16 protein-coding genes and 2 tRNA genes are annotated in these 19,900 nt (G+C 66.9%); 6 read left to right on the top strand and 12 right to left on the bottom strand.

Going from position 1 to position 19,900, the window contains the following annotated elements:
- Nucleotides 1–56 precede the first annotated feature (56 nt).
- Both ASF98_RS09480 and ASF98_RS09475 read left to right on the top strand, forming a co-directional pair.
- On the top strand, nt 57–686 hold the full coding sequence (locus ASF98_RS09480; protein ID WP_055800725.1) for a hypothetical protein: 630 nt from the start codon (nt 57–59) through the stop codon (nt 684–686).
- A 45-nt stretch (nt 687–731) separates the two neighbouring features.
- Nucleotides 732–1,751: an EamA family transporter gene (locus ASF98_RS09475; RefSeq protein WP_055800716.1), complete on the top strand. Its 1,020-nt coding sequence runs from the start codon at nt 732–734 to the stop codon at nt 1,749–1,751.
- Here the strand turns inward: ASF98_RS09475 and ASF98_RS24135 are convergent.
- The 5 genes from ASF98_RS24135 to ASF98_RS09455 all read right to left on the bottom strand — a co-directional run bounded on the left by ASF98_RS24135 (nt 1,634) and on the right by ASF98_RS09455 (nt 7,176).
- Nucleotides 1,634–2,257, bottom strand: coding sequence for a hypothetical protein (locus ASF98_RS24135; RefSeq protein ID WP_156372363.1), 624 nt, complete (start codon nt 2,255–2,257; stop codon nt 1,634–1,636). The genes ASF98_RS09475 and ASF98_RS24135 overlap by 118 nt on opposite strands.
- A gap of 24 nt (nt 2,258–2,281) precedes the next feature.
- Nucleotides 2,282–2,899, bottom strand: a complete 618-nt coding sequence (locus tag ASF98_RS09470) for a TetR/AcrR family transcriptional regulator (protein WP_055800713.1) — start codon at nt 2,897–2,899, stop codon at nt 2,282–2,284.
- Nucleotides 2,896–4,932 (bottom strand): YhgE/Pip family protein, encoded by a 2,037-nt coding sequence (locus ASF98_RS09465; protein WP_055800711.1) that lies wholly within the window; start codon nt 4,930–4,932, stop codon nt 2,896–2,898. Before ASF98_RS09465 ends, ASF98_RS09470 begins: the two co-directional genes overlap by 4 nt.
- Nucleotides 4,929–5,597, bottom strand: coding sequence for a hypothetical protein (locus tag ASF98_RS09460; RefSeq protein ID WP_055800708.1), 669 nt, complete (start codon nt 5,595–5,597; stop codon nt 4,929–4,931). Before ASF98_RS09460 ends, ASF98_RS09465 begins: the two co-directional genes overlap by 4 nt.
- Nucleotides 5,598–5,685: 88 nt before the next feature.
- Nucleotides 5,686–7,176 (bottom strand): dihydrolipoyl dehydrogenase family protein, encoded by a 1,491-nt coding sequence (locus ASF98_RS09455; RefSeq protein ID WP_055800706.1) that lies wholly within the window; start codon nt 7,174–7,176, stop codon nt 5,686–5,688.
- 171 nt (nt 7,177–7,347) lie between these two features.
- On the opposite strand from ASF98_RS09455, the gene ASF98_RS09450 reads away from it, so the two are divergent.
- Nucleotides 7,348–8,076 (top strand): FadR/GntR family transcriptional regulator, encoded by a 729-nt coding sequence (locus tag ASF98_RS09450; RefSeq protein WP_055800704.1) that lies wholly within the window; start codon nt 7,348–7,350, stop codon nt 8,074–8,076.
- Between the two features lie 127 nt (nt 8,077–8,203).
- Here the strand turns inward: ASF98_RS09450 and ASF98_RS09445 are convergent.
- Nucleotides 8,204–8,277, bottom strand: a tRNA-Arg gene (locus tag ASF98_RS09445).
- 278 nt (nt 8,278–8,555) lie between these two features.
- On the opposite strand from ASF98_RS09445, the gene ASF98_RS09440 reads away from it, so the two are divergent.
- Nucleotides 8,556–10,391, top strand: coding sequence for a phosphoenolpyruvate carboxykinase (GTP) (locus tag ASF98_RS09440; protein WP_055800701.1), 1,836 nt, complete (start codon nt 8,556–8,558; stop codon nt 10,389–10,391).
- 140 nt (nt 10,392–10,531) lie between these two features.
- On the opposite strand, the gene ASF98_RS09435 is transcribed toward ASF98_RS09440, so the two are convergent.
- The 4 genes from ASF98_RS09435 to ASF98_RS09420 all read right to left on the bottom strand — a co-directional run bounded on the left by ASF98_RS09435 (nt 10,532) and on the right by ASF98_RS09420 (nt 14,183).
- Entirely contained in the window at nt 10,532–11,692 is a 1,161-nt protein-coding gene (locus ASF98_RS09435) for a globin domain-containing protein (RefSeq protein WP_055800698.1), read from the bottom strand.
- A 122-nt stretch (nt 11,693–11,814) separates the two neighbouring features.
- Nucleotides 11,815–12,264: an RrF2 family transcriptional regulator gene (locus ASF98_RS09430; RefSeq protein ID WP_055800697.1), complete on the bottom strand. Its 450-nt coding sequence runs from the start codon at nt 12,262–12,264 to the stop codon at nt 11,815–11,817.
- Nucleotides 12,265–12,284: 20 nt separating this feature from the next.
- Nucleotides 12,285–12,755, bottom strand: coding sequence for a hypothetical protein (locus ASF98_RS09425; protein ID WP_055800694.1), 471 nt, complete (start codon nt 12,753–12,755; stop codon nt 12,285–12,287).
- Between the two features lie 9 nt (nt 12,756–12,764).
- The gene (locus ASF98_RS09420) at nt 12,765–14,183 is read right to left on the bottom strand and encodes a phosphomannomutase/phosphoglucomutase (protein ID WP_055800691.1); all 1,419 of its coding nucleotides are present in this window, start codon (nt 14,181–14,183) and stop codon (nt 12,765–12,767) included.
- A gap of 124 nt (nt 14,184–14,307) precedes the next feature.
- Between ASF98_RS09420 and ASF98_RS09415 the strand changes: the two genes are divergently transcribed.
- Both ASF98_RS09415 and ASF98_RS09410 read left to right on the top strand, forming a co-directional pair.
- A complete protein-coding gene (locus ASF98_RS09415) occupies nt 14,308–16,497 on the top strand; it encodes a RecQ family ATP-dependent DNA helicase (RefSeq protein WP_055800689.1) in 2,190 nt (729 codons plus the stop codon).
- Nucleotides 16,498–16,591: 94 nt separating this feature from the next.
- Nucleotides 16,592–18,037, top strand: coding sequence for an MFS transporter (locus tag ASF98_RS09410; protein ID WP_055800687.1), 1,446 nt, complete (start codon nt 16,592–16,594; stop codon nt 18,035–18,037).
- On the opposite strand, the gene ASF98_RS09405 is transcribed toward ASF98_RS09410, so the two are convergent.
- Both ASF98_RS09405 and ASF98_RS09400 read right to left on the bottom strand, forming a co-directional pair.
- A complete protein-coding gene (locus ASF98_RS09405; RefSeq protein WP_055800684.1) occupies nt 18,034–19,686 on the bottom strand; it encodes a phytoene desaturase family protein in 1,653 nt (550 codons plus the stop codon). The genes ASF98_RS09410 and ASF98_RS09405 overlap by 4 nt on opposite strands.
- Nucleotides 19,687–19,778: 92 nt before the next feature.
- Nucleotides 19,779–19,866: transfer RNA gene (locus ASF98_RS09400), tRNA-Ser, on the bottom strand.
- Nucleotides 19,867–19,900 lie beyond the last annotated feature (34 nt).

The raw sequence follows: 19,900 nt of genomic DNA, 5'->3' as shown, positions 1-19,900 counted from the left end.
GGTTTGTGATGTTTACTGGAGATATTCGTCAGTGCCCCGGTTAAGAGGAGAACATCGTGGACTCAGGACAGCTTGTGGGGATCATTATCGGTGTTGTAGTGGTGGTTGCGATCATTGCCGCGGTGCTGTTCTTCAACCGGAAACGCAAGGTTGAAGCGGACCGAAACCGGGCCGCCGAGATGCGTGAAAAGGCCAAGGCCGACGAGCTTGGAGCGCGGGAACGCGAGGCCAAAGCAGCACGTGCCGAGGCCGATGCCAAGCAGGCCGAAGTCGAGGCAGAGCGCCTGCGCCGCGACGCTCGCGAGAAGCAAGCAGAAGCCGAACGAGTGCGGGCCTCGTCGCAGGAGCAGCTCCGTAAAGCCGACGAGGTTGATCCGGACGTAGTCACAGCCGAGCAGCGCGATGCCGACCGGCGCGAAACGGACCGGCACGACACGGACCGGCACGAAGCCGACCGGCACGTTGAGACCACTCCTGCCGAGCCGCAGACGCGCGCCGAGGCCGGAACCCGCGGGCGCGGGGACGCCGTTCCCGGGCCAGCCGTACCGGGCACAACTGAACCGGGCACACCTCGCCAGCACGATGCTGCCGACCGCGACGCTGCCGACAGCGACGCGGCGCGGCGCGACGCCGTGCCTGACCGCCGCGAGGACGGGGCTCCCGGAGAGCGGCCCCGGAACCTTTGAGCCCGCATCCGGTGACGCGGATTTCCTGAACCGGTAGCCCGCAGCGTGAACCTTCGACATTCCGCCCTGGCTGTCCTCGTGGCAGTCCTGTGGGGCGCCAATTTCGTTGCCATCGACCTTGGCCTACACGCCGACGGCATGGAAGTGCCGCCCCTGCTCTTTGTAGCCATGCGCTTCGTCCTGGTTGTCTTTCCGTGGATCTTCTTCATCCGCAGGCCCGCTGTCAGTTGGCGGGCCATCCTCGGCGTCGGCCTCTTCATGAGCGCCGGACAATTCGGACTCCTCTACCTGGCCATGGCGCTGGGCATGCCTGCAGGGCTCGCCTCGCTGGTACTGCAGGCGCAGGTGCTGCTTACCGTTCTGCTGGCTGCCGGAATTCTGGGCGAACGTCCCAGCGGCAGGCAGTTCGCCGGCGTCGTCCTCGGGGTGGCCGGCCTCGCGGTGGTGGCAGTAGGCCGCAGCATGGTGGCGCCGGTCCTTCCCCTGCTCATCGTGCTGGCGGCTGCGCTGTCCTGGGCTGCGGGCAACATCATCGCCCGGCAGGCCAGGGCCTCCTCCGGCCTGGGGCTCGTTGTGTGGTCCGGCGCGGTGGTTCCGCTGCCCCTGATCGGACTGTCACTGCTGATCGACGGCCCGGCCGCCGTGGGCGGGACCCTGGCTGGCCTGCAATTGGTAACCATCCTGAGCGCCATCTACACGGCTGTCCTGGGGTCCCTGGTGGGCTACGGAATATGGAACTGGCTCCTGGGCATGTATCCGTCGTCCGCGGTGGTTCCCTTCACCCTGCTTGTCCCGGTGGTGGGAATGACGACGGCGTGGCTGATCCTGGGCGAGGTCCCCTCACCGGCCGAGGTTGCCGGCGGACTCCTGCTGCTGGCCGGGGTTGCCATCGCCGTACTCCGGCCGGGCCGGAACGGGGCCACCCCGGGCCAGCGACGATGGCACGCTCAACGCCGTGATGTAGCTTTTGCCGGGGACTTGGGCGACTTGGCCGCCGCCGGCGAGGGCCGCTTGGCCGCCGGAGCGCGGACGGCACCTGACCTGGACACGGGAACGCGACCGTAAGTGGTGCCCGCGGCCGGACGGGGTGCCTGCCTGACCGCCGGCCGCCGGGCGGCAGTTGCGGGCTTGCGCTGGCCGGGCTGCATGCGTCTGGACTGATCGCGGCCGGACCTAAGCCGTTTGCCGGCCGGCCACACAGCGCCGGCGAAGAGCACCAGGAGCGTTCCCACGCCGGAAGCTGCGGCGAGGTAGAAGTAGATGTCGGAGTCCTGGGTGGTGGCAGCCGCTCCCAGGGAGTCCGGCTCCGCCGTAAACGCCAGGCCCCACATGCGCAGGAATGCGATGGCGAAGCCGATGAACAGGCTGGTGCCAACGCCTCCCGCCAAGAGGGCCAGATTGCGTCCTCGGGCCACCACCTGGATGACGGAGGCGAGGTATCCCACAGCGACGGCTCCGAGGAACGTGAACAGCACGGCCTCTTCCAGCGTGATCGCGGTAAGCACCAGAAGGACCGCGGCGGCGAACGCCGCAACGATGGCTACCCTTCCGCTGTTACCCATGTGGCGCATGTGACTAATCTTCCCCGATGCGGGCTATTTCCGGACGTAGCCACGCATGATTGCCATAATGGCCGCAACACTTTGTTCGCGGGTGCGTTCGGGGTTGTAGGTCTGGCGGTCCAGGCCCACCACGAAGCAGGCGCCGAAGATGGCAGTTTCCAGGCTGCCCCTGGAGATTGATTCATCAACGGGGTACTGCGCGGCTACGCCCTCGATCGCGGCGCCGATCACTGCAAGGAGGCGGCCGCGGAGCTCGGCAAAGGTGTCCTGCCATTCACTGGGAGTCCGCCAGTTCTCACTGACCCAGAGCCGGGCAAAGGACGGGTACTCAGCCATGAAGTCCATCGCCTGGCCGATCATCCCGTCCATGGCCGCCAGCGGGTCGGCGGAGGAGCCCTGCACGCTTAGCAGCCGGGCATGGAGGATGTCCACGCCGTGGCGCAGCAGCTGCGCGATCAGATCGGACTTGCTGCCGAAGTTGTAGTACACGGTTCCCTTGGAGACGCCGGCTGCCGCCGCGATCTCGTCCACGGTGACCCCGGCCGCGCCGCGCTCGCCGATCAGCTCCATGGAGGCGTCGAAGAGCTTCTGCTTGGTGGCATTTGTACGGGCGGGCCGGAGCTTCTTTTCGCCGGCTTCCTGCGTGCTCATACGGCGATCTCCGGTTTCAGGGACTTCAGGGTCCAGAACTTGTGCTTGTGGACGGCCAGCGTTGATAGCGCGGCCCCCAGCACAGTGTAGCCAAACAGGCCCGCCACGGTAGGCAGGATCATGGACAGGTCCGCGCCATAGATCAGGTGCCGCATCCCGGTCACCACATAGCCCATGGGGAGGATCTCGTGCACCACGTGCAGGGGCGGGGGAGTGGTCTGCCAGGGGAATGTGCCTCCGGATGACACCAGCTGGAGCACCAGCAGGATCAGCACCACCAGCTTCCCCGGGGACCCAAGCAGCGCGACGACGCCCTGGATGATGGCGCTGAACGCCATCGCGGCCGCCAGCATGAACAGCCACATCAGCACCGGGTGGGCGGGGTTGAGGCCCAGCGCCAGGTCCACCACCAGGGTGAGCAGGCTCGCCTGGACGACCGAGACGGCCAGGAACGGCAGCCAGCCGCCCAAGGCGATCTTCCATGACGGCGCGTTAGACGCCAGCGCCCGCTGCGTGATGGGCCGCATGGCCTGGATCAGCATAAAGATGCCGATCCAGAGGGCGAAGGTGAGGAAGAACGGCGCCAGGCCGGCCCCGTAGGACCCGGCTTTCGCCTGCGAGATGTTGCTGACGGCCACGGGATCGGCGATCACCTTGGAGAGGCTGCTCTTCTGCGCGTCATCGGGGTTGGGCACCTGGCCGGCACCCTTGGCGAGTTCCGATGCCAGGGTGCCGGCCCCGCTGGCGGCCGTGGAGGCGCCGTCCTCAAGTTGCGCCGCACCGCCGTCGAGCGCGCCGGCACCTTCTGCGAGTTTCCCGGTGCCGTCAACGGCACTTTGCTCGCCGGCCGCCAAAGCGGAGGTCCCGGCATGGAGCTGGTCCGCGCCGGCGGACGCCTGGGCGATGGCGCCGGTCAAGGCGGGCGTGGCCGCTGCCAGCTTGGCGGCACCGTTGCTCACGGCGGCGGAGCCGTCCGCGAGCTGCTGGATCTGCGCGGCGTCGGACTGGATCTTTGCCTTGGCGCCAGCCACTGGTCCGGAGGCTGCCGCGGCGTCGAAGTCCGCCAGGATGCTGTCCGCCTGCGCCTGGGTGATGATTCCGGCGGCCAGCAGCCTGCCGTTCGACTCCACCACGCGGTTCCTCAGCCCCTGGTCAGCGGCGTTCAATTGCCCGACGACGTCCTGGACTTTGGTGTTCAACGTGGCGTTTCCGGCCGCGACCTGCGCGGCGCCGTCGGCCAGCTTTTGCGAGTCCGCAGGGAGGGAGGCTGTCTTGTCCCTCAGCTGCCCGAGTCCGTCGCTTAGCTGGGCCGCGCCGGCATCCAGCTGGTTGGCACCGTCGCGCAGCTTGACCTGTCCGGCATAGAGCTCGCCGACGCCGGCGCTCAACTGCGTGGTGCCGTCATGCAGGGTGACCGTGCCGTCGTGGAGCTTGGTCACGCCGTCGGAAAGCTGGCCTGCGCCGTCGGCGGCTTTGACAATCTGGGTGTGGATGGTGCCGAAGCCCGTCAGCAGCTGGTTGGCTGTTTCCTCGCCCACTTCCCTGGCCACGCTCGAGTGGACCGCTGTGGTCAGCTTGTCCACGATGGTGCTTAGGAGGTAGTTGTTGGCGTCGTTGGTGGTCACGTTCAGCATGGCCTGGTTGGCGGAGTCAAAGCTGCCAGGTGAGACGAGGCTGGCGGAGAAATCCTTCGGAATCTTGAGGGCGAAGGCGTACTTGCCGCTGCTGACGCCCTGATCTGCCTGCTGGGCGGAGTCCACGGACTGCCAGTTGAACACGTGCCCTTCCACCAGGCTGTCCGCCACGGTCCGGCCTGCCTGCAGCTGCGTTCCGTCGCTGGAGGTGGCGCCGGTGTCTTCCACCACCAGGGCCGCATCGATTTGGTCCAGGTTGCTGTAGGGATCCCAGTTGGCATACAGATACACCGCGCCGTAAAGGAGCGGAACCATGGTCAGCGCAAGGATGGTGAGCTTGGGCAGCAGCCCTCCGGTCATGCGCTTGAGTTCGGAGCGGGCTAACCGCAGCACAGTCACTTGGCATCCTCTGTTTCGTTTTCGGGACTGGGGTCTGTGTCCGGCACGGCGTTGCCGATCACCGCGGCGGGGCCCGTCCAGGTCTCCGGGAGGGCAGCCACGGTGGCGACGACGGCGAGCGGCCGGCCGCCGTTGTACGCCAGCTCCTGGAGCCGCGGCAGCCAGTCCGCGGGATCCGCGCTGTGGCGATCAGGGGAGTCCACCACCAGAAGGTCCGTGTGCGGGTTGGCGAGCGCGAGGGCGGTGAGCAGTTCGATGCGCTTGGCCGGGGCCAGCTGTTCCGTCCAGAGGCCGGCGATGTCCTCGAACCGGTTGACCTTGAGCCACGGCTTGCTGAGGAGTGCGCCGCGATAGCGCCGCGGGATCAGTGCAAGGTCTTCCGTGACGAGATCCCGTACGCTCAGGTGCTGTTCCGGCTCGTTGACACCCGGGGCGTCCACGAGCGAGCTGGCCGCCCGGAGGTGCTTCGTCTTCGCCCGGCCGTCCCACAGGAGCTCGCCGGAAGACAGTTTCATCCGCCCGCTCAGGGTGAGTGCCAGCGCGGTCCGCTGGTCCTGTCTGGTGCCGGAGACCAGAAGCAGCTCGCCCCGCCGTGCCTGGAGTGACGTGGGAGGGAGCAGATCGTCCCGCCGGCCATTCACGTGAAGCTGTCGAACCGAGAGCATGGAAGCCTTTCGCAGTGTTTGTCTGCTATAAGGCTAACTAAACTGACCGGTCAGTTCAAATAGATTGGGCTGAGGTGTGACCAACCAGTCAGAGTCCGTACTCCTCCAGCAGGCGCAGCCACACTTCGCTGACCGTGGGATAGGACGGCACGGCGTGCCACAGCCGGTCCAGCGGCACCTCGCCCACCACCGCGATGGTGGCGGCATGCAGGAGTTCTGCCACGTCCGGGCCTGCGAAGGTGGCGCCGAGGAGCACCTTCCTGTCCTCGTCCACCACCAGCTGGGCCCAGCCTTCGTAGTGTTCCGAATGCAGCGACGACCCCGCGACGCTGATGGGGAGCTCCACTGAAGAGACCCGGTAGCCGTCCGTTTGTGCCTGCTTCACGGACCGGCCCACGCTGGCCAGCTCAGGGTCCGTGAACACGACGTTGGGCACGGCATGCTCGTTGGCGGTCTGCGCGAAGCGGCTCCACGGCTTCGGCGTCCCCTTCAGCTCGCCTTTGGCCCGCGCCGCGATGGCATCCCCCGTGGCCCGCGCCGAGTATTTGCCCTGGTGCGTCAGCATGACCCGGCCGGCCGCGTCCCCAACGGCGTAGAGCCAGCGGCTGTCGCCGTCGTCCGTACCAGTGCCGCCGCCGGCGTCGGCGCCCTCGATGATCCCCTCGACCAGGCCCGTGGTGTCCGTGCGGAGCGGCGGCACTTTGCCGTCCGTGGAACCAAGCCCCACTGTTTCCAGCCCCAACCCGTCCAGCGCCGGGTGTCGGCCGGTGGCAACGAGGAGGCGTTCAGCCGTGATGCTGTCGCCGTCGGCCAAGTCAACGGTGAAATAGCCGCCCCCGCTTCTGCTGACGCGCTCCGTGCCGGTGTTGAGGCGGACGTCCACGCCGTCGGCCCGCAGGCCGGCCAGCACCAGGTCTGCGGCATCTTTCGGATACATGCTGAGCAGGCCGCCGCGTGCCACCAGCGTCACTGCAGAGCCCAGCCGGGCGAATGCCTGCGCCAGCTCGGTCCCGGCCACCCCGCCGCCGAGGACCGCCAGGCTGCGCGGAACGCTCCGGGCGGACGTGGCCTCGCGGGTGGTCCAATACCCAATCCCCGCCAGGCCGTCCACTGGCGGTGCAGTGGGGGCCGATCCGGTGGAAAGCACGACGGCGTGCCTCGCCGAGAGCTGGTAGTTGACACCGTCGCGCCCGGCTACTTCGACGGCTCGCGGGCCGGTGAGACGCCCGCGGCCCCGGATCAGTTCGATCCCCGTATCTTCCAGCCATTTGACTTGGCCATCATCCTGCCAGTTCGACGTGAAATAGTCCCGGCGCTTGAGGACGGCGGAGGCGTCCAGGGTGCGGGTGACGGCCTCCTCGGCACCGGGGACGGTCTGTGCGCCATGGAGGGCCGTCCCCGGGCGCAGGAGTGCCTTGGACGGCATGCAGGCCCAGTAGGAGCATTCGCCGCCCACCAGCTCCGCCTCGATAATGACCGCGGTCAGTCCGCCCTGGACCACGCGGTCCGCGACGTTTTCCCCCACGGCTCCGGCGCCGATCACAATGACATCGAATTCTCGTTCAACTCTGGCCGTCATGGCACCAGACTACGCCCGGCGGCGGTACCGATCCGCGGGATGAAGCCCAGGGGATGGGCGCAGGGAACCGGGTCCGTGTTTGGCGGGGGAACTTAACAGAAGGTGGGACATCCAATATTGTTTGCTGTGACCCACTCAGCACAGTGGTTCGGACACTCGGTTAGGGGAACCATGACAACATCAGGCGTCGCTTCGAAGGCGCGGTTCAGCGCCCAGGCCCGGCTCCGCGCTCTGCAGGCGGACATCATGGACCTCATCCTGGAGCGCGAGCTTGAGGCGGGTGACCCGCTTCCCACCGAAAACGAACTGGCCCTCGCGCTGGGTGTAGGCCGCAATACCCTTCGTGAATCCCTCAAGGTCCTGCAGGCGCTCGGCGTTGTGGAAATCCGCCACGGATTCGGCATGTTCGTGGCGCCCAGCAACTTTGATGCCCTGGCGGACGGCATGACATTCCGCGGCAGGCTGTCGCTGCGCCACAAGGGTGATGAGGCGCTGGAGCTGGTGGATGTGCGGCAGGCGCTGGAATCAGGCCTGATCGGCAGTGCGATGGACAAGATGACCGCCGGCCAGCTCGCAGCCGTTGAGGAATCCGTGACCCGGATGGAGGAACTTGCCGCCGCCGGGGAGCCGTTCGTGGAAGCGGACGCGGAGTTTCACCGGCGTTTGTTCGAGCCGCTGAACAACGCGCTCCTGATCAGCCTGCTCGCCGTTTTCTGGAAGGTGTACCGGCAGATCCATCTTGAGGTCGGTACCGGTGCCGAGAACCTCAGCGAGTCGGCGGCAGTGCACCGTCGCATCTACGAGGCCGTGGCAGGCGGGGACAAGGCCCTGGCTGCTGAACGGCTAAACCATCATTTCGACGGCATCCGCCATCGCATCTACGAGGTCATAGAGAAGTAGGCGGCCCGCGGGCCCAGTAGCCCTCCGGGTGCAACCCTCAGGGGCAGGCGCACCCGCCCGCGGGCTGAAACAAACGGCAATAAAAAAGATCCGCACCGGAGAACCGGTGCGGATCTTTCTTTATCTGTGCGCCCAAAGGGATTCGAACCCCTGACCTTCTGTTCCGTAGACAGACGCTCTATCCAGCTGAGCTATGGGCGCATTCTCGGCTCCGGGAGTTTTTCGTTCACCCCCGAACCTCGAATTACTTTACGCGAGTTGCCGCCGAGTTCCAAATCGAACCGCCTGTAATATGGATAACTAGACCGGTCTATGTGACCTTACTCACAAAAAGTGCCGATTTGTCGTATCCAGTTCCTTGATTTTCCGCGGTTTTTGGTTTTTAGGCCCCGGGACATCCCACGTCTGACCCAAAAATTGCAGTGGTCTAGAGCCCTAGCATTTAGGACACACCACTGAACCCGAGGAAGGGAACCGCAATGGGCGATCTCGCACGACTGCCGCTGCTTGAGAAAGCACCCACAACACATGCTGGCCTGCTGGCATGGGTCGAAGAGGTTGCAGAACTTACCCAGCCGGACCGGATCCACTGGGTTGACGGTACGGAAGAGGAATACACCCGCCTCACGGACGAACTCGTCGACGCCGGAACGCTGACCAGGCTGAACCCGGCGCTGTTCCCGAACTCCTTCGCCGCATTCTCCGATCCCGCAGACGTAGCTCGCGTTGAAGAGCAGACCTTCATCTGCTCCGAGAACGAGCGCGATGCGGGCTTCACCAACAACTGGATGGCACCGGCCGAAATGAAGCAGAAGCTTCGCGGCCTGTTTGCCGGCTCCATGCGCGGCCGCACCATGTACGTCATTCCGTTCGTCATGGGCCACCTCGACGCAGAAGATCCCAAGTTCGGCGTGGAGATCACCGACAGCGCCTACGTTGTCGCCTCCATGCGCATCATGGCCAACATCGGCACTGAGGTGCTGGACAAGATCACTGCGACGAACGCGTTCTTCGTTCCCGCCCTGCACTCCCTGGGCGCCCCGCTGGCCCCCGGCCAGGCCGACGTCGCGTGGCCCTGCAACCCGGACAAGTGGATCGTGCACTTCCCTGAAGAGCGGTCCATCTGGTCCTTCGGCTCCGGCTACGGCGGAAACGCCCTCCTGGGCAAGAAGTGCTACGCCCTGCGCATTGCCTCGGTGATGGCCCGCGACGAGGGCTGGCTCGCGGAGCACATGCTCATCCTCAAGCTCACCTCGCCGGAGAAGAAGTCGTACTACATGTCCGCGGCCTTCCCCTCGGCCTGCGGCAAGACCAACCTCGCCCTGCTCGATCCGACGATCGAGGGCTGGGAAGTCGAAACCCTCGGCGACGACATCACCTGGATGCGGATCGGCAAGGAGGGCGAGCTGCGCGCCACCAACCCGGAGGCCGGCCTGTTCGGCGTAGCCCCCGGCACTGGCTGGGGCACCAACCCCAACGCCATGCGCGCCATCGCCAAGGGCCACAGCATCTTCACCAACGTCGCCCTGACGGACGACGGCGGTGTCTGGTGGGAGGGTATGACCGACGACGTTCCGGCGCACCTGACCGACTGGGAGGGCAACTCCTGGACTCCGGATTCGGACAAGCCGGCCGCCCACCCGAACTCCCGCTTCTGCACGCCGATCTCACAGATCGACATGCTGGCCGAGGAGTACTACAGCCCCGACGGTGTTGAGCTCTCCGCCATCCTCTTCGGCGGCCGCCGCAAGACCACGGTGCCCCTGGTGACCCAGGCCCGCAGCTGGACCAACGGCATCTTCATGGGCTCCACGCTCTCCTCGGAGACCACGGCTGCCGCAGCCGGACAGGTCGGCGTGCTCCGCCGCGACCCGATGGCCATGCTGCCGTTCATCGGCTACGACGCCGGCGACTACCTGAAGCACTGGATCAGTGTCTCAGGCAAGGCCAACCCGGAGCGCCTGCCGCACATCTTCCTGGTCAACTGGTTCCGCCGCACCGCCGACGGCGATTTCGCCTGGCCCGGTTTCGGCGACAACGCCCGTGTCCTCAAGTGGGCCATCGAGCGCCTCGAAGGCAAGGCTGACGCCATTGAGACCCCGATCGGCTTCGTGCCGGCGGGCCACGCCCTGGATCTCACCGGCCTGGACCTGACCCACGCCCACGTGGAAGACGCTGTCCGCGTCGACCGCGAGGAGTGGGACGCCGAGCTGGCCTCCATCGAAGAGTGGTACGCGAAGTTCGGTGACTCCCTGCCCGAGGCCCTGCGCTCCGAGCTGGAAGCCCTGAAGGAACGCATGGCGGACCACAGCTAGTCAGCTGGGGACAAACAGACACAACGACGGCGCCGCACCTTTTCCGAAAGGTGCGGCGCCGCCGTCGTGCGTTAACAAGCGAAGAAGCGCGAACGGACACTTAAGCCTCGGGGCTTAAGTGTCCGTTCGCGCTAGTGACTTTAAGAAGCCAGCCAGATGTCCGGGCCGAAGACTTCGTAGTGGATCTTCGTCGCGGGGATGCCGGCGTTGATGGCCTCGTTGCGGATGTGCTTCATGAACGGAAGCGGGCCGCAGAGGTACAGAGACGCATTGGCGGGCAGGTCCACTTCGCGCAGCGACATAAAGCCGGCATTCGCACCGGCCTGCGGCTCTTCCAGCCAGAGCTGGAGGTCGGCACCCTCGAGGCGCTCGACGTCGTCCGTCATCTGCCCGCGCAGGGCCCAGCTTTCCAGCGTGCTTTCCGCGTGGAGTACCAGCACCCGGCGGTCGGAACCGGCCTCGGCCAGCGACCGCAGGATGGACGCAGTGGGGGTGCAGCCGATGCCTGCCGAAGCCAGGACCACGGGGCCGTCACCCGCCTTGAGCGTGATCTCGCCGTACGGGTTGGAGATCTCCAGGATGTCGCCAACCTCGACGCCGTTGTGCAGCACCGGGGAGACCTCGCCGCCGTCGTCGAGCTTGGTGGTGAACGTCCGGCTGGTGCCCGCATCGTCGGAGAGGGAGTACTGGCGGACCTGGCGGAGGCCGTCCGGGAGCTGGACCTTGACGCTGACGTACTGGCCGGGAAGGGCGGGGGTGATCGGGGTGTCGTCGGCCGGTTCCAGGGTGAAGGTCATGGCGCCGGTGCCGGCGGGCGTCTTTGCGGCAACGCGCCAGGGGGTCCACATCTTGTCGTTGGCCTGGATGGCGTAGAGGCCCTTTTCGATCTTGATGAGGGCGTCGGCCATGAGCCAGTAGACCTCGGTCCAGGCTTCGGCGATTTCCGGGGTGATGACCTCGGCGAGGTCCTCGGCGATGGCGGCGAAGAGGTGCTCGTAGACAACCTGGTACTGGGGCTCGGTGATGCCCAGGGAGGCGTGCTTGTGGGCGATCCGGGAAAGGACGGTTTCCGGGAGGGTTCCGGGGTTGTTCACCAGGTGCGTGGCGAAAGCGGCGATGCTTCCGGCCAGGGCCTGCTGCTGGTTGCCGGAGCGCTGGTTGGAACGGCTGAACAGTCCGTCCAACAGCTCCGGGTGGGCGCCGAAGAGCCGTGCGTAGAACTTGGGGGTGATGTCGCCGATCCGGGATCCGACCAGCGGCAGGGTGGCCTCGATGACAGGGCGGGATTTGTCCGAGAGCATGTGTACTCCTGAGGTAGGGGCCCGGGTTTCGTGCGGACCGCGATCAATACATGTATTTGAAATACGAGTATTTATACCTAAGTTCTACACGGCGTAGAAAAGAATTCAAAATCGGCGGGGGATCAGAGCCCGGGGCGGAGCCCGATTGCCTGGAAGACCGGCGCCATCTGGCGCGTGCCGGGGAGGGTGGCCACCACGATGTCGTCGAGCTCGCGGTAGAAAGCCTCGCGTGCCCGAGCCAGGGCACCGCGGAGCTTGCATTCGTTGATGAGCGGGCAGTCGCCATTCACGGAATGGCAGTCGGCCGGATCCGTTCGGGTGTTGAGCTGCCGCAGGAGCTGGCCGACGGTGGCGCGGCGTCCGGCGTCATTCAGCCTGGACCCGCCGTTGCGCCCCCGCTCGACGTCGATGACGCCAAGTTCGCGGAGCTTCGCCATGGCCTTGCTGACGTGGTTGTAGGGCGTTCCTACGGCGTCGGCGATGCTCTGTGTGGTCAGCAGGCTGCCGTGTGGTGCCGCCGCGAGCACCATCATGGCGCGCAGGCTCACGTCCGCGAACGCATTGATCTTCATGTCAGCAACCCACTGGAGGTCTAGTCCACCCAGATGGCGGGTTCGCTGGAATCAGCTGCAAGCTGTCCGAACTCCCATTCGCGGGACTCGGCGTTGGGCTCGTAGGGCAGCACCGCGGCAAAAACGGATCCGTCACGGTGCTCGGCCGCTACGTGGATGGCGTCGGTGGCCTCTTCCAGCAGCGTGATGTCACACACCACCGCCGCGGCACGGAAATCGTCCCGGTTCTGCCGGAGCAGCTCCGTGAGGTCACTGATCATCGCGTCGGCGTCGAAGTCGCCCTCAGAGCCGTCCTCCGCATCAGCCGGGGTGACGGCGACAAGGCGGACCTCGCCGTCGTTCTCCACCACCAGGGCGAACGGCAGGAAACCGCCGTTGCGCCCGAGCTGCTCCTGGGCAGCACCGACGCCGGTGCCCAGCAGGTTTTCCAAGTCGGTGGCCGTAGCCTCGGGCACAGAGTCCCGCCAGGACGTTCCGGAAAGTTCAGCCATGCGGGCGGCCTAGCCGTTGACCAGGGCCAGCACGCGGTCGCGGATGCGTTCCATGGTGGGACGGTCCGTGGCCTCGGCGTTAAGGCGGAGGAACGGTTCGGTGTTGGACGGGCGCAGGTTGAACCACCAGCTGCCGTCGCGGGCGGTGAAGGTGCTGCCGTCCAGCATGTCGATCTCGACGTCTTCGCCGGCAAAATCGGCGCGGACCCGCTCCACGGCGCCCGCTTTGTCCTCGATTTCGGAGTTGATTTCCCCGGAGGAGATGTAGGGCTCGTACTCGTGGCCGAGTTCGGACAACGGGCGGTCCTGCTCACCGAGGGCGGCCAGGACGTGCATCGCGGCGAGCATGCCGGTGTCTGCATTCCAGAAATCGCGGAAGTAGAAGTGCGCGGAGTGCTCGCCGCCGAAAACGGCGCCTTCCTCGGCCATGACTGCCTTGATGAACGAGTGGCCAACACGCGTGCGGACCGCGCGGCCGCCGTCGTGCGCCACCAGTTCCGGGACGGCCTTGGAGGTCAGCAGGTTATGGATGATGGTGGGCGTTTCCTCGCCCTGCGCCTTGGCGCGGGCGATTTCGCGGCGGGCCACCATGCCGGTGATGGCCGACGGCGACACGGGGTTGCCCTTCTCGTCGATGACGAAGCAGCGGTCGGCGTCGCCGTCGAAGGCCAGCCCGATGTCCGCGCCGTGTTCGACGACCGCGGCCTGCAGGTCCAGCAGGTTTTCCGGCTCGAGCGGGTTGGCCGGGTGGTTCGGGAAGGACCCGTCCAGCTCGAAGTAGAGGGGAATGATGTCGAACGGCAGCTTGGGCAGCAGGGCGTCGCCGAGGACCGCGGGGGTGGTCAGGCCGGCCATGCCGTTGCCGGCGTCGACGACCACTTTCAGGGGGCGGGATCCCTTGAGGTCCACCAGCTTGCGGAGGTATTCGGAGTAATCCTTCAGGACATCGTGGACTCCGATGAGGCCGCGCTTGCCGGCGGCGGGGATGGATCCGGCGTGGAGGTAGTCCTCCGCGCGGGCCTGGATTTCCTTCAGGCCGGATTCCGAGGAGATGGGCTGGGCGCCGGCCTTGGACATCTTGATGCCGTTGTACTCGGCTGGATTGTGGCTGGCGGTGAACGTGGCGCCGGCAGCGTTGAGCGCACCGCAGGCGTAGTAGAGCTCGTCGGTGGAGATGAGGTCCAGCAGCTGGACGTTGGCTCCGCGGGTGGCGGCGCCGTTGGCGAATGCCTTGCTGAACTCCGGGGAGGAGGGGCGCATGTCGCCGCCCACCAGGACCGTCTGGCCCTCGAGCTTCAGGACATCCACGAATGCGGCGCCTACGGCTTCGACGATTTCGGCGGTAATGGACTCGCCCACAATGCCACGCACGTCGTAGGCCTTGAACGATGCCGAAAGGTCAAAAGTCTTTGTCTGGTCGCTAGTCACGCGTTCCATCTTACGGTGAAGCGCAAAATGGCTGTGGAGGAGTAGTTGCATTACGCGGGCGCGCCGTCCACATGGCCCGATACCCGGCTTCGCGGGTGTCGGAGGGGGCTGGGATACTGAATCAATGGCCAATAACCAGAATGCTGCTGTCCTTTCCGCTTCCGCCGATCTCCCCGCAGGTGGAGAGGGGACCCATGCGCAGGCCCTGGAAGTTCTTCGCGGCCTCGTGGGACATCCCGAGGCCAGCTTCCATGACGGCCAGTTTGAGGCGATTGAAGCATTGGTCGACGGCGGGCGCCGCGCCCTTGTAGTCCAGCGCACCGGCTGGGGAAAATCGGCCGTCTATTTTGTGGCTTCGCTGCTACTCCGGCGCCGTGGCGCCGGTCCCACGCTGATCGTTTCGCCGCTGTTGGCCCTGATGCGGGACCAAGTGGCGGCAGCCGCGAGGGCAGGAGTCCGGGCGGTTGCCATCAACTCCGCCAACCAGCTCGAATGGGACACCGTACGCGAGCAGCTCGCGGCGGACGAAGTGGACGTGCTGCTCGTGTCCCCGGAGCGGCTCACCAACCCGTCGTTCCGGGAAAACCAGCTGCCGGAACTGATCCGCCGCACCGGGCTCCTGGTGATTGACGAAGCACACTGCATCTCCGACTGGGGCCATGACTTCCGTCCCGACTACCGGCGCATCGCGGACCTCATCACGCAGTTGCCGGACACCGTGCCCGTGCTGGCCACCACAGCCACCGCCAACTCCCGCGTGGTCCATGACATCGAGGAGCAGTTAGGCGACGGCGTGCTCACCATCCGCGGCGCCCTGGGCCGTGAATCGCTCCGGCTCGGTGTGCTGCAGCTGGCGGATTCCCGCGACCGGCTGGGCTGGCTGCTGACCCATCTGGCGGACCTGCCCGGCAGCGGCATCATCTACACCCTCACGGTCTCCGCGGCGGAGGACACCGCCCGGCTGCTCGCTGAAGCCGGCCATGAGGTGCTCGCCTATACCGGCCGTACCGATCCCGCGGACCGGGAACGGGCGGAACAGCTCCTCAAGGACAACCAGGTCAAGGCGCTGGTGGCCACTTCGGCCCTGGGCATGGGTTTCGACAAACCGGACCTGGGCTTCGTGGTGCACCTCGGCGCCCCGTCGTCGCCGGTGGCCTACTACCAGCAGGTGGGCCGCGCGGGGCGTGGCGCTGCCAACGCCGACGTCCTGCTGCTGCCGGGCTCCGAGGACCGCGACATCTGGCAGTACTTTGCTACCGCTTCCATGCCGTCTGAGGAAAAGGCGGCGGCCGTCCTGACCGCCCTCGCCGAGGCTGGTGCCGCCGTGTCCACCGTGGCCCTCGAAGCCCGCGTGGACCTGCGGCGCACACCTTTGGAACTGCTGCTCAAGGTCCTGTCCGTGGACGGTGCCGTGGAACGGGTGGGTGGCGGCTGGCGCTCCACCGGCCAGCCCTGGAGCTACGACGCCGACCGGTACACCCGCATCGCCGAGGCCCGCGTGGATGAGCAGGACTCCATGGTGATCTACCAGGACACGGCCGGCTGCCGGATGGAGTACATCACCTCGGTCCTGGACGATGAAACAGCCCGCGCCTGCGGCCGCTGCGACAACTGCGCCGGACGCTGGTTCCCGTCCGACATCGCATCCTCGGCCACAGAAGCGGCCGGCCAGACGCTCAGCCGTGCCGGCATGGCACTGGAACCGCGGCTGCAGTGGCCCAGCGGCATGGACCGGCTCGGCGTTACCGTCAAGGGCAAGATCAAGCCGGATGAAAGCCTCGCCGAAGGCCGGGTGCTGGCCCGCCTGACCGACCTCGGCTGGGGCGGTGCCCTCCGGGAGATCTTTGCCTCCGGCGCCCCGGACCGCGAGGTGGACCCCGCAATGCTGCAGGCCTGCGTGCAGGTGCTCCGCGAATGGGGCGCCGGGAACGGACGCAGCCCAGGCTGGAGCGGCGTCGGACGTCCGGCAGCCATCGTCAGCATCCCGTCACGCAGCAAGCCGGCCTTGGTCGATTCCCTGGCGCGCGGAATTTCCGGGATTGGCCGCATACCGTACCTGGGCCAGCTGCAGCTGGAACACGGCGGACCCACCGGCGGACGCGGGGGCAACAGCGCCTACCGGCTGGCCGGAGTCTGGGACCGGCTTGTTGTGGGACCGGAGCTGGAGGCAGCCATGGCCGGCATCCAGGGTCAGAGCATCATGTTGGTGGATGACCTCACGGACAGCCGTTGGACGGTCACGGTTGCAGGACGGGCACTGCGCCGTGCCGGGGCCGGGGCCGTCCTTCCCCTCGTGCTGGGACAGGCAGGGTAGGAGCCCTCCGGCCGGTGTGCGTAAGGGGCGGACTTATTCTGGCACCGTGCCTGGCACGCCTATAGGATCGGCGAATGAGTCCAGGCCAGGAGCCATGAGCGAATCCCAGAGCAGCCCCGCTTCGGCTGTCCGCCAGGAGTGGCAGCCGCGGCTGGCCCTGCTGGTGGCGGCCACCTTCTTCATGGAGTTCCTGGACGGCACCGTACTGACCACGGCCATCCCCAGCATCGCGGCAGACTTCGCCGTGGCTCCGGCCGACGTCAACATCACCATGACGGCCTACCTGATGACAGTGGCCATGGGCATTCCGGTCAGCGGCTGGCTGGCCGAGCGCGTGGGTGCCCGCCGCGTTTTCTGCGCCGCCATCGCCGTGTTCACCATCGCCTCGCTCCTGTGCGCCCTGAGCCAGGACCTCACCATGCTCACCGTCAGCCGAGTCCTGCAGGGCGCGGGCGGGGCCATGATGGTGCCGGTGGGGACGCTCGTGGTGCTGCGCAGGACACCCAAGGAGGACCTGCTCCGGGCCACGGCCTATCTTGTGTGGCCCGGGCTGCTGGCGCCGGTCCTGGCGCCGCTGGTGGGCGGGGCGCTAACCACCTTCCTGTCCTGGCACTGGATCTTCCTGATCAACATCCCGCTGGGCCTTGCCGCGTTTATTGCTGCCCTTCGCCTGGTTCCGCAGGGAGCCGGAGACCAGTCCCGCCGCCTCGACTGGGTGGGGCTGCTGCTGACGACGGCCGGTGTAGGCGCCCTGGTAGTGGGGCTCGAACTGGCCACGGCGCACCCCTCGGGACCGTTCGGGGCGATCAGCATCGCTGCGGGCGTGGTGTCCATCGCAGGGGCAGTCCTGTGGTTGCGGCGTACCACCAATCCGCTGTTCCAGCTGAATGTCTTCGGCACACGGACGTTCCGCGCAACATCGACGGGCGGGTTCATCTACCGCCTGACCATCAGCGCGGTTCCGTTCCTGCTGCCGCTGATGTTCCAGGACGGGTTCGGGTGGGATCCGCTGCATGCCGGCGTGATGGTGGCGGCGGTCTTCATCGGCAACATCGGCATCAAACCGGCAACCACGCCGCTGATCCGCAGGTTCGGCTTCAAGCCCGTCCTCGTCTTCGCGTCCCTTGCCTCTGCCCTCACTTTTGGCCTGTGCGCGCTGCTGGACGCCGGGACCCCGGAGCCGCTGATCTTCGCCTTGCTGGTCTGCAGCGGTGCGTTCCGCTCCATCGGGTTCTCGGCCTACGCCTCCATCCAGTACGCAGACATCGTTCCCGGACAGCTGCCGTCCGCCAACGCCATTTCGGCCACCCTGGTCCAGCTGGCGGCCGGTGCGGGCATCGCCGTCGGCGCCTTGTTCCTCCGGCTCTTCGCCGCCCCCGCCGCCTTCGGAGCGGACCCCGTTGCGCCGTACCGGGGCGCGTTCCTGGCCATCGCCGTGCTGATGCTGCTGAGCACCGCGGATAGCCTAACGCTGCACCGGCAGGCCGGAGCCGACGTCAGCCGCGGGCGCTCCGGGGCGCCGAAGGCCGCGAACCCTTAGGACTCAGAACCCTGGGGCTTCCGGTCCTGGGACTCCAGCGCCAGGGACTCCAGCACGGCCATGGCAGCATTGTGGCCGCCGATGGCGCTCACCGCCCCTCCGCGCCGGGCTCCGGAGCCGCACAGCAGGATGCGGGGATCGTCGGTCGATACACCCCAGCGCCGGGCGGGAGTGTCCAGCGGGGCCTCGTCCTCCGCGAACGGCCAGTCGAGTCCGCCGTGGAAGATGTTGCCGCGCGGCATGCCCACTGCGCGCTGGATATCCAGCGTGGTCTTGGTTTCGATGCACGGCGTGCCGTCGGCACCGGTCAGCAGCAGACCCTCAATCGGCTCCGCCAGTACCGAGTTGAGCGATTTTACGACGGCGGCCTGCAACGCCGTCCGCATCGCTTCGTTGTTCTCCGCAGTGATAAGCCTGTCCGGCACGTGGAGTCCGAAGACCGTCAGGGTGTGGGCGCCGGAAGCCTGCAGCTCCGCGGAGAGGATGCTGGGATCGGTCAACGAATGGCAGTAGATTTCGCAGGGCAGCGGGTCCGGGACTGTTCCCTGTTCGGCGGCCCGGTAGGCGTCATCCAGCTGGGTCCAGGTTTCGTTGATGTGGAAGGTGCCGCCGAAGGCCGCCTCCGGGCTGACGCTGCGGTCCAGCAGCTGAGGAAGGCGCGTCAGCAGGAGGTTTACCTTGACCTGTGAACCCTCGCGGAGGTGGTTGGGGTTCATAGGCTGCGCCGCCGCGGCGCCCTGCAGCCCGTCTGGCGCCCGGAGCCGGTCCAGCACCACGGGCGCCACATTGGAGAGCACCCAATCGGCGGAGGCAGAGCGTTCCTGGCCGTCGTGGCGGTAGTCCACTGTGCCGCCGGGCCGGATGCGCGTGACCTCGGCGGTTGTCAGGATGGTGGCGCCGGCCTCGCGGGCGGCGCGCTCCAGTTCACCGGAGACAGTCCCCATGCCGCCAATGGGAACATCCCAGTCGCCGGTTCCGCCGCCCAGGAGGTGGTACAGGAAGCAGATGTTCTGCTGCAGGTCCGCGCTGTCAGCCCGGGCAAACGTACCGATCAGGGCATCCGTCAGCACCACGCCGCGCACCAGGTCACTCTGCAGACCGCGGGTGATGGCTTCGCCGATGGGCCGCTCGATGACTGACTCCCACACATCACCGGCACCGGCGGCTTCGGCGAGTTGCCGGGCCTCGGAGCGCGTAGGCATGGGTGACGTCATGGTGGGCCACAGCGCCCCGGTGAGCTTCCGGCACTCCGCATAGAAGCGCTCAAAGGCCGCGGCTTCGGCGGCCGGGGCACCCACTGAAGCAAAGGACGCCGCCGTGGCTGCCGCGTCCCCGTTGTCGATCAGGAGGCCACGGCCGGGGCTGCCCGGGTCCGGCGTGTAGGACGAGTAGCGGCGCCGCGCCAGCCTGATGCGAAGGCCCAGGTCGTCAATGATTTCCTGCGGCAGCAGGCTCACCAGGTAGGAATATCGCGAAAGGCGGGCGTCGACGCCGTCGAACGCCTGGGCGGATACGGCCGCTCCGCCGGGATGGTCCAGTTTCTCGAGCAGCAGGACGTCCCGTCCGGCCCTGGCCAGATAGGCGGCAGCCGCCAGGCCGTTGTGTCCGCCACCGATAATGACCACGTCGCGATTGCTGTTCTCCGCCATGGGCCCATCCTGCCACCCCGGCCGGCGCGCAGGCGGACACGCAACCTGCGAAGAAACGCAAAAGGCCCCGGTCCAGGGACCGGGGCCAAACGCGGAGACGGGGGGATTTGAACCCCCGGTGGAGTTGTGCCCCACACTTCATTAGCAGTGAAGCCCATTCGGCCGCTCTGGCACGTCTCCAATTGCTATTCCTAGCCCACCAAGGATACGCAGA

Origin of the sequence: Arthrobacter sp. Leaf337 (genome assembly GCF_001423745.1) — a bacterium.
Taxonomy (GTDB): domain Bacteria; phylum Actinomycetota; class Actinomycetes; order Actinomycetales; family Micrococcaceae; genus Arthrobacter.
This window is presented reverse-complemented; position numbering and strand designations above follow the sequence as displayed.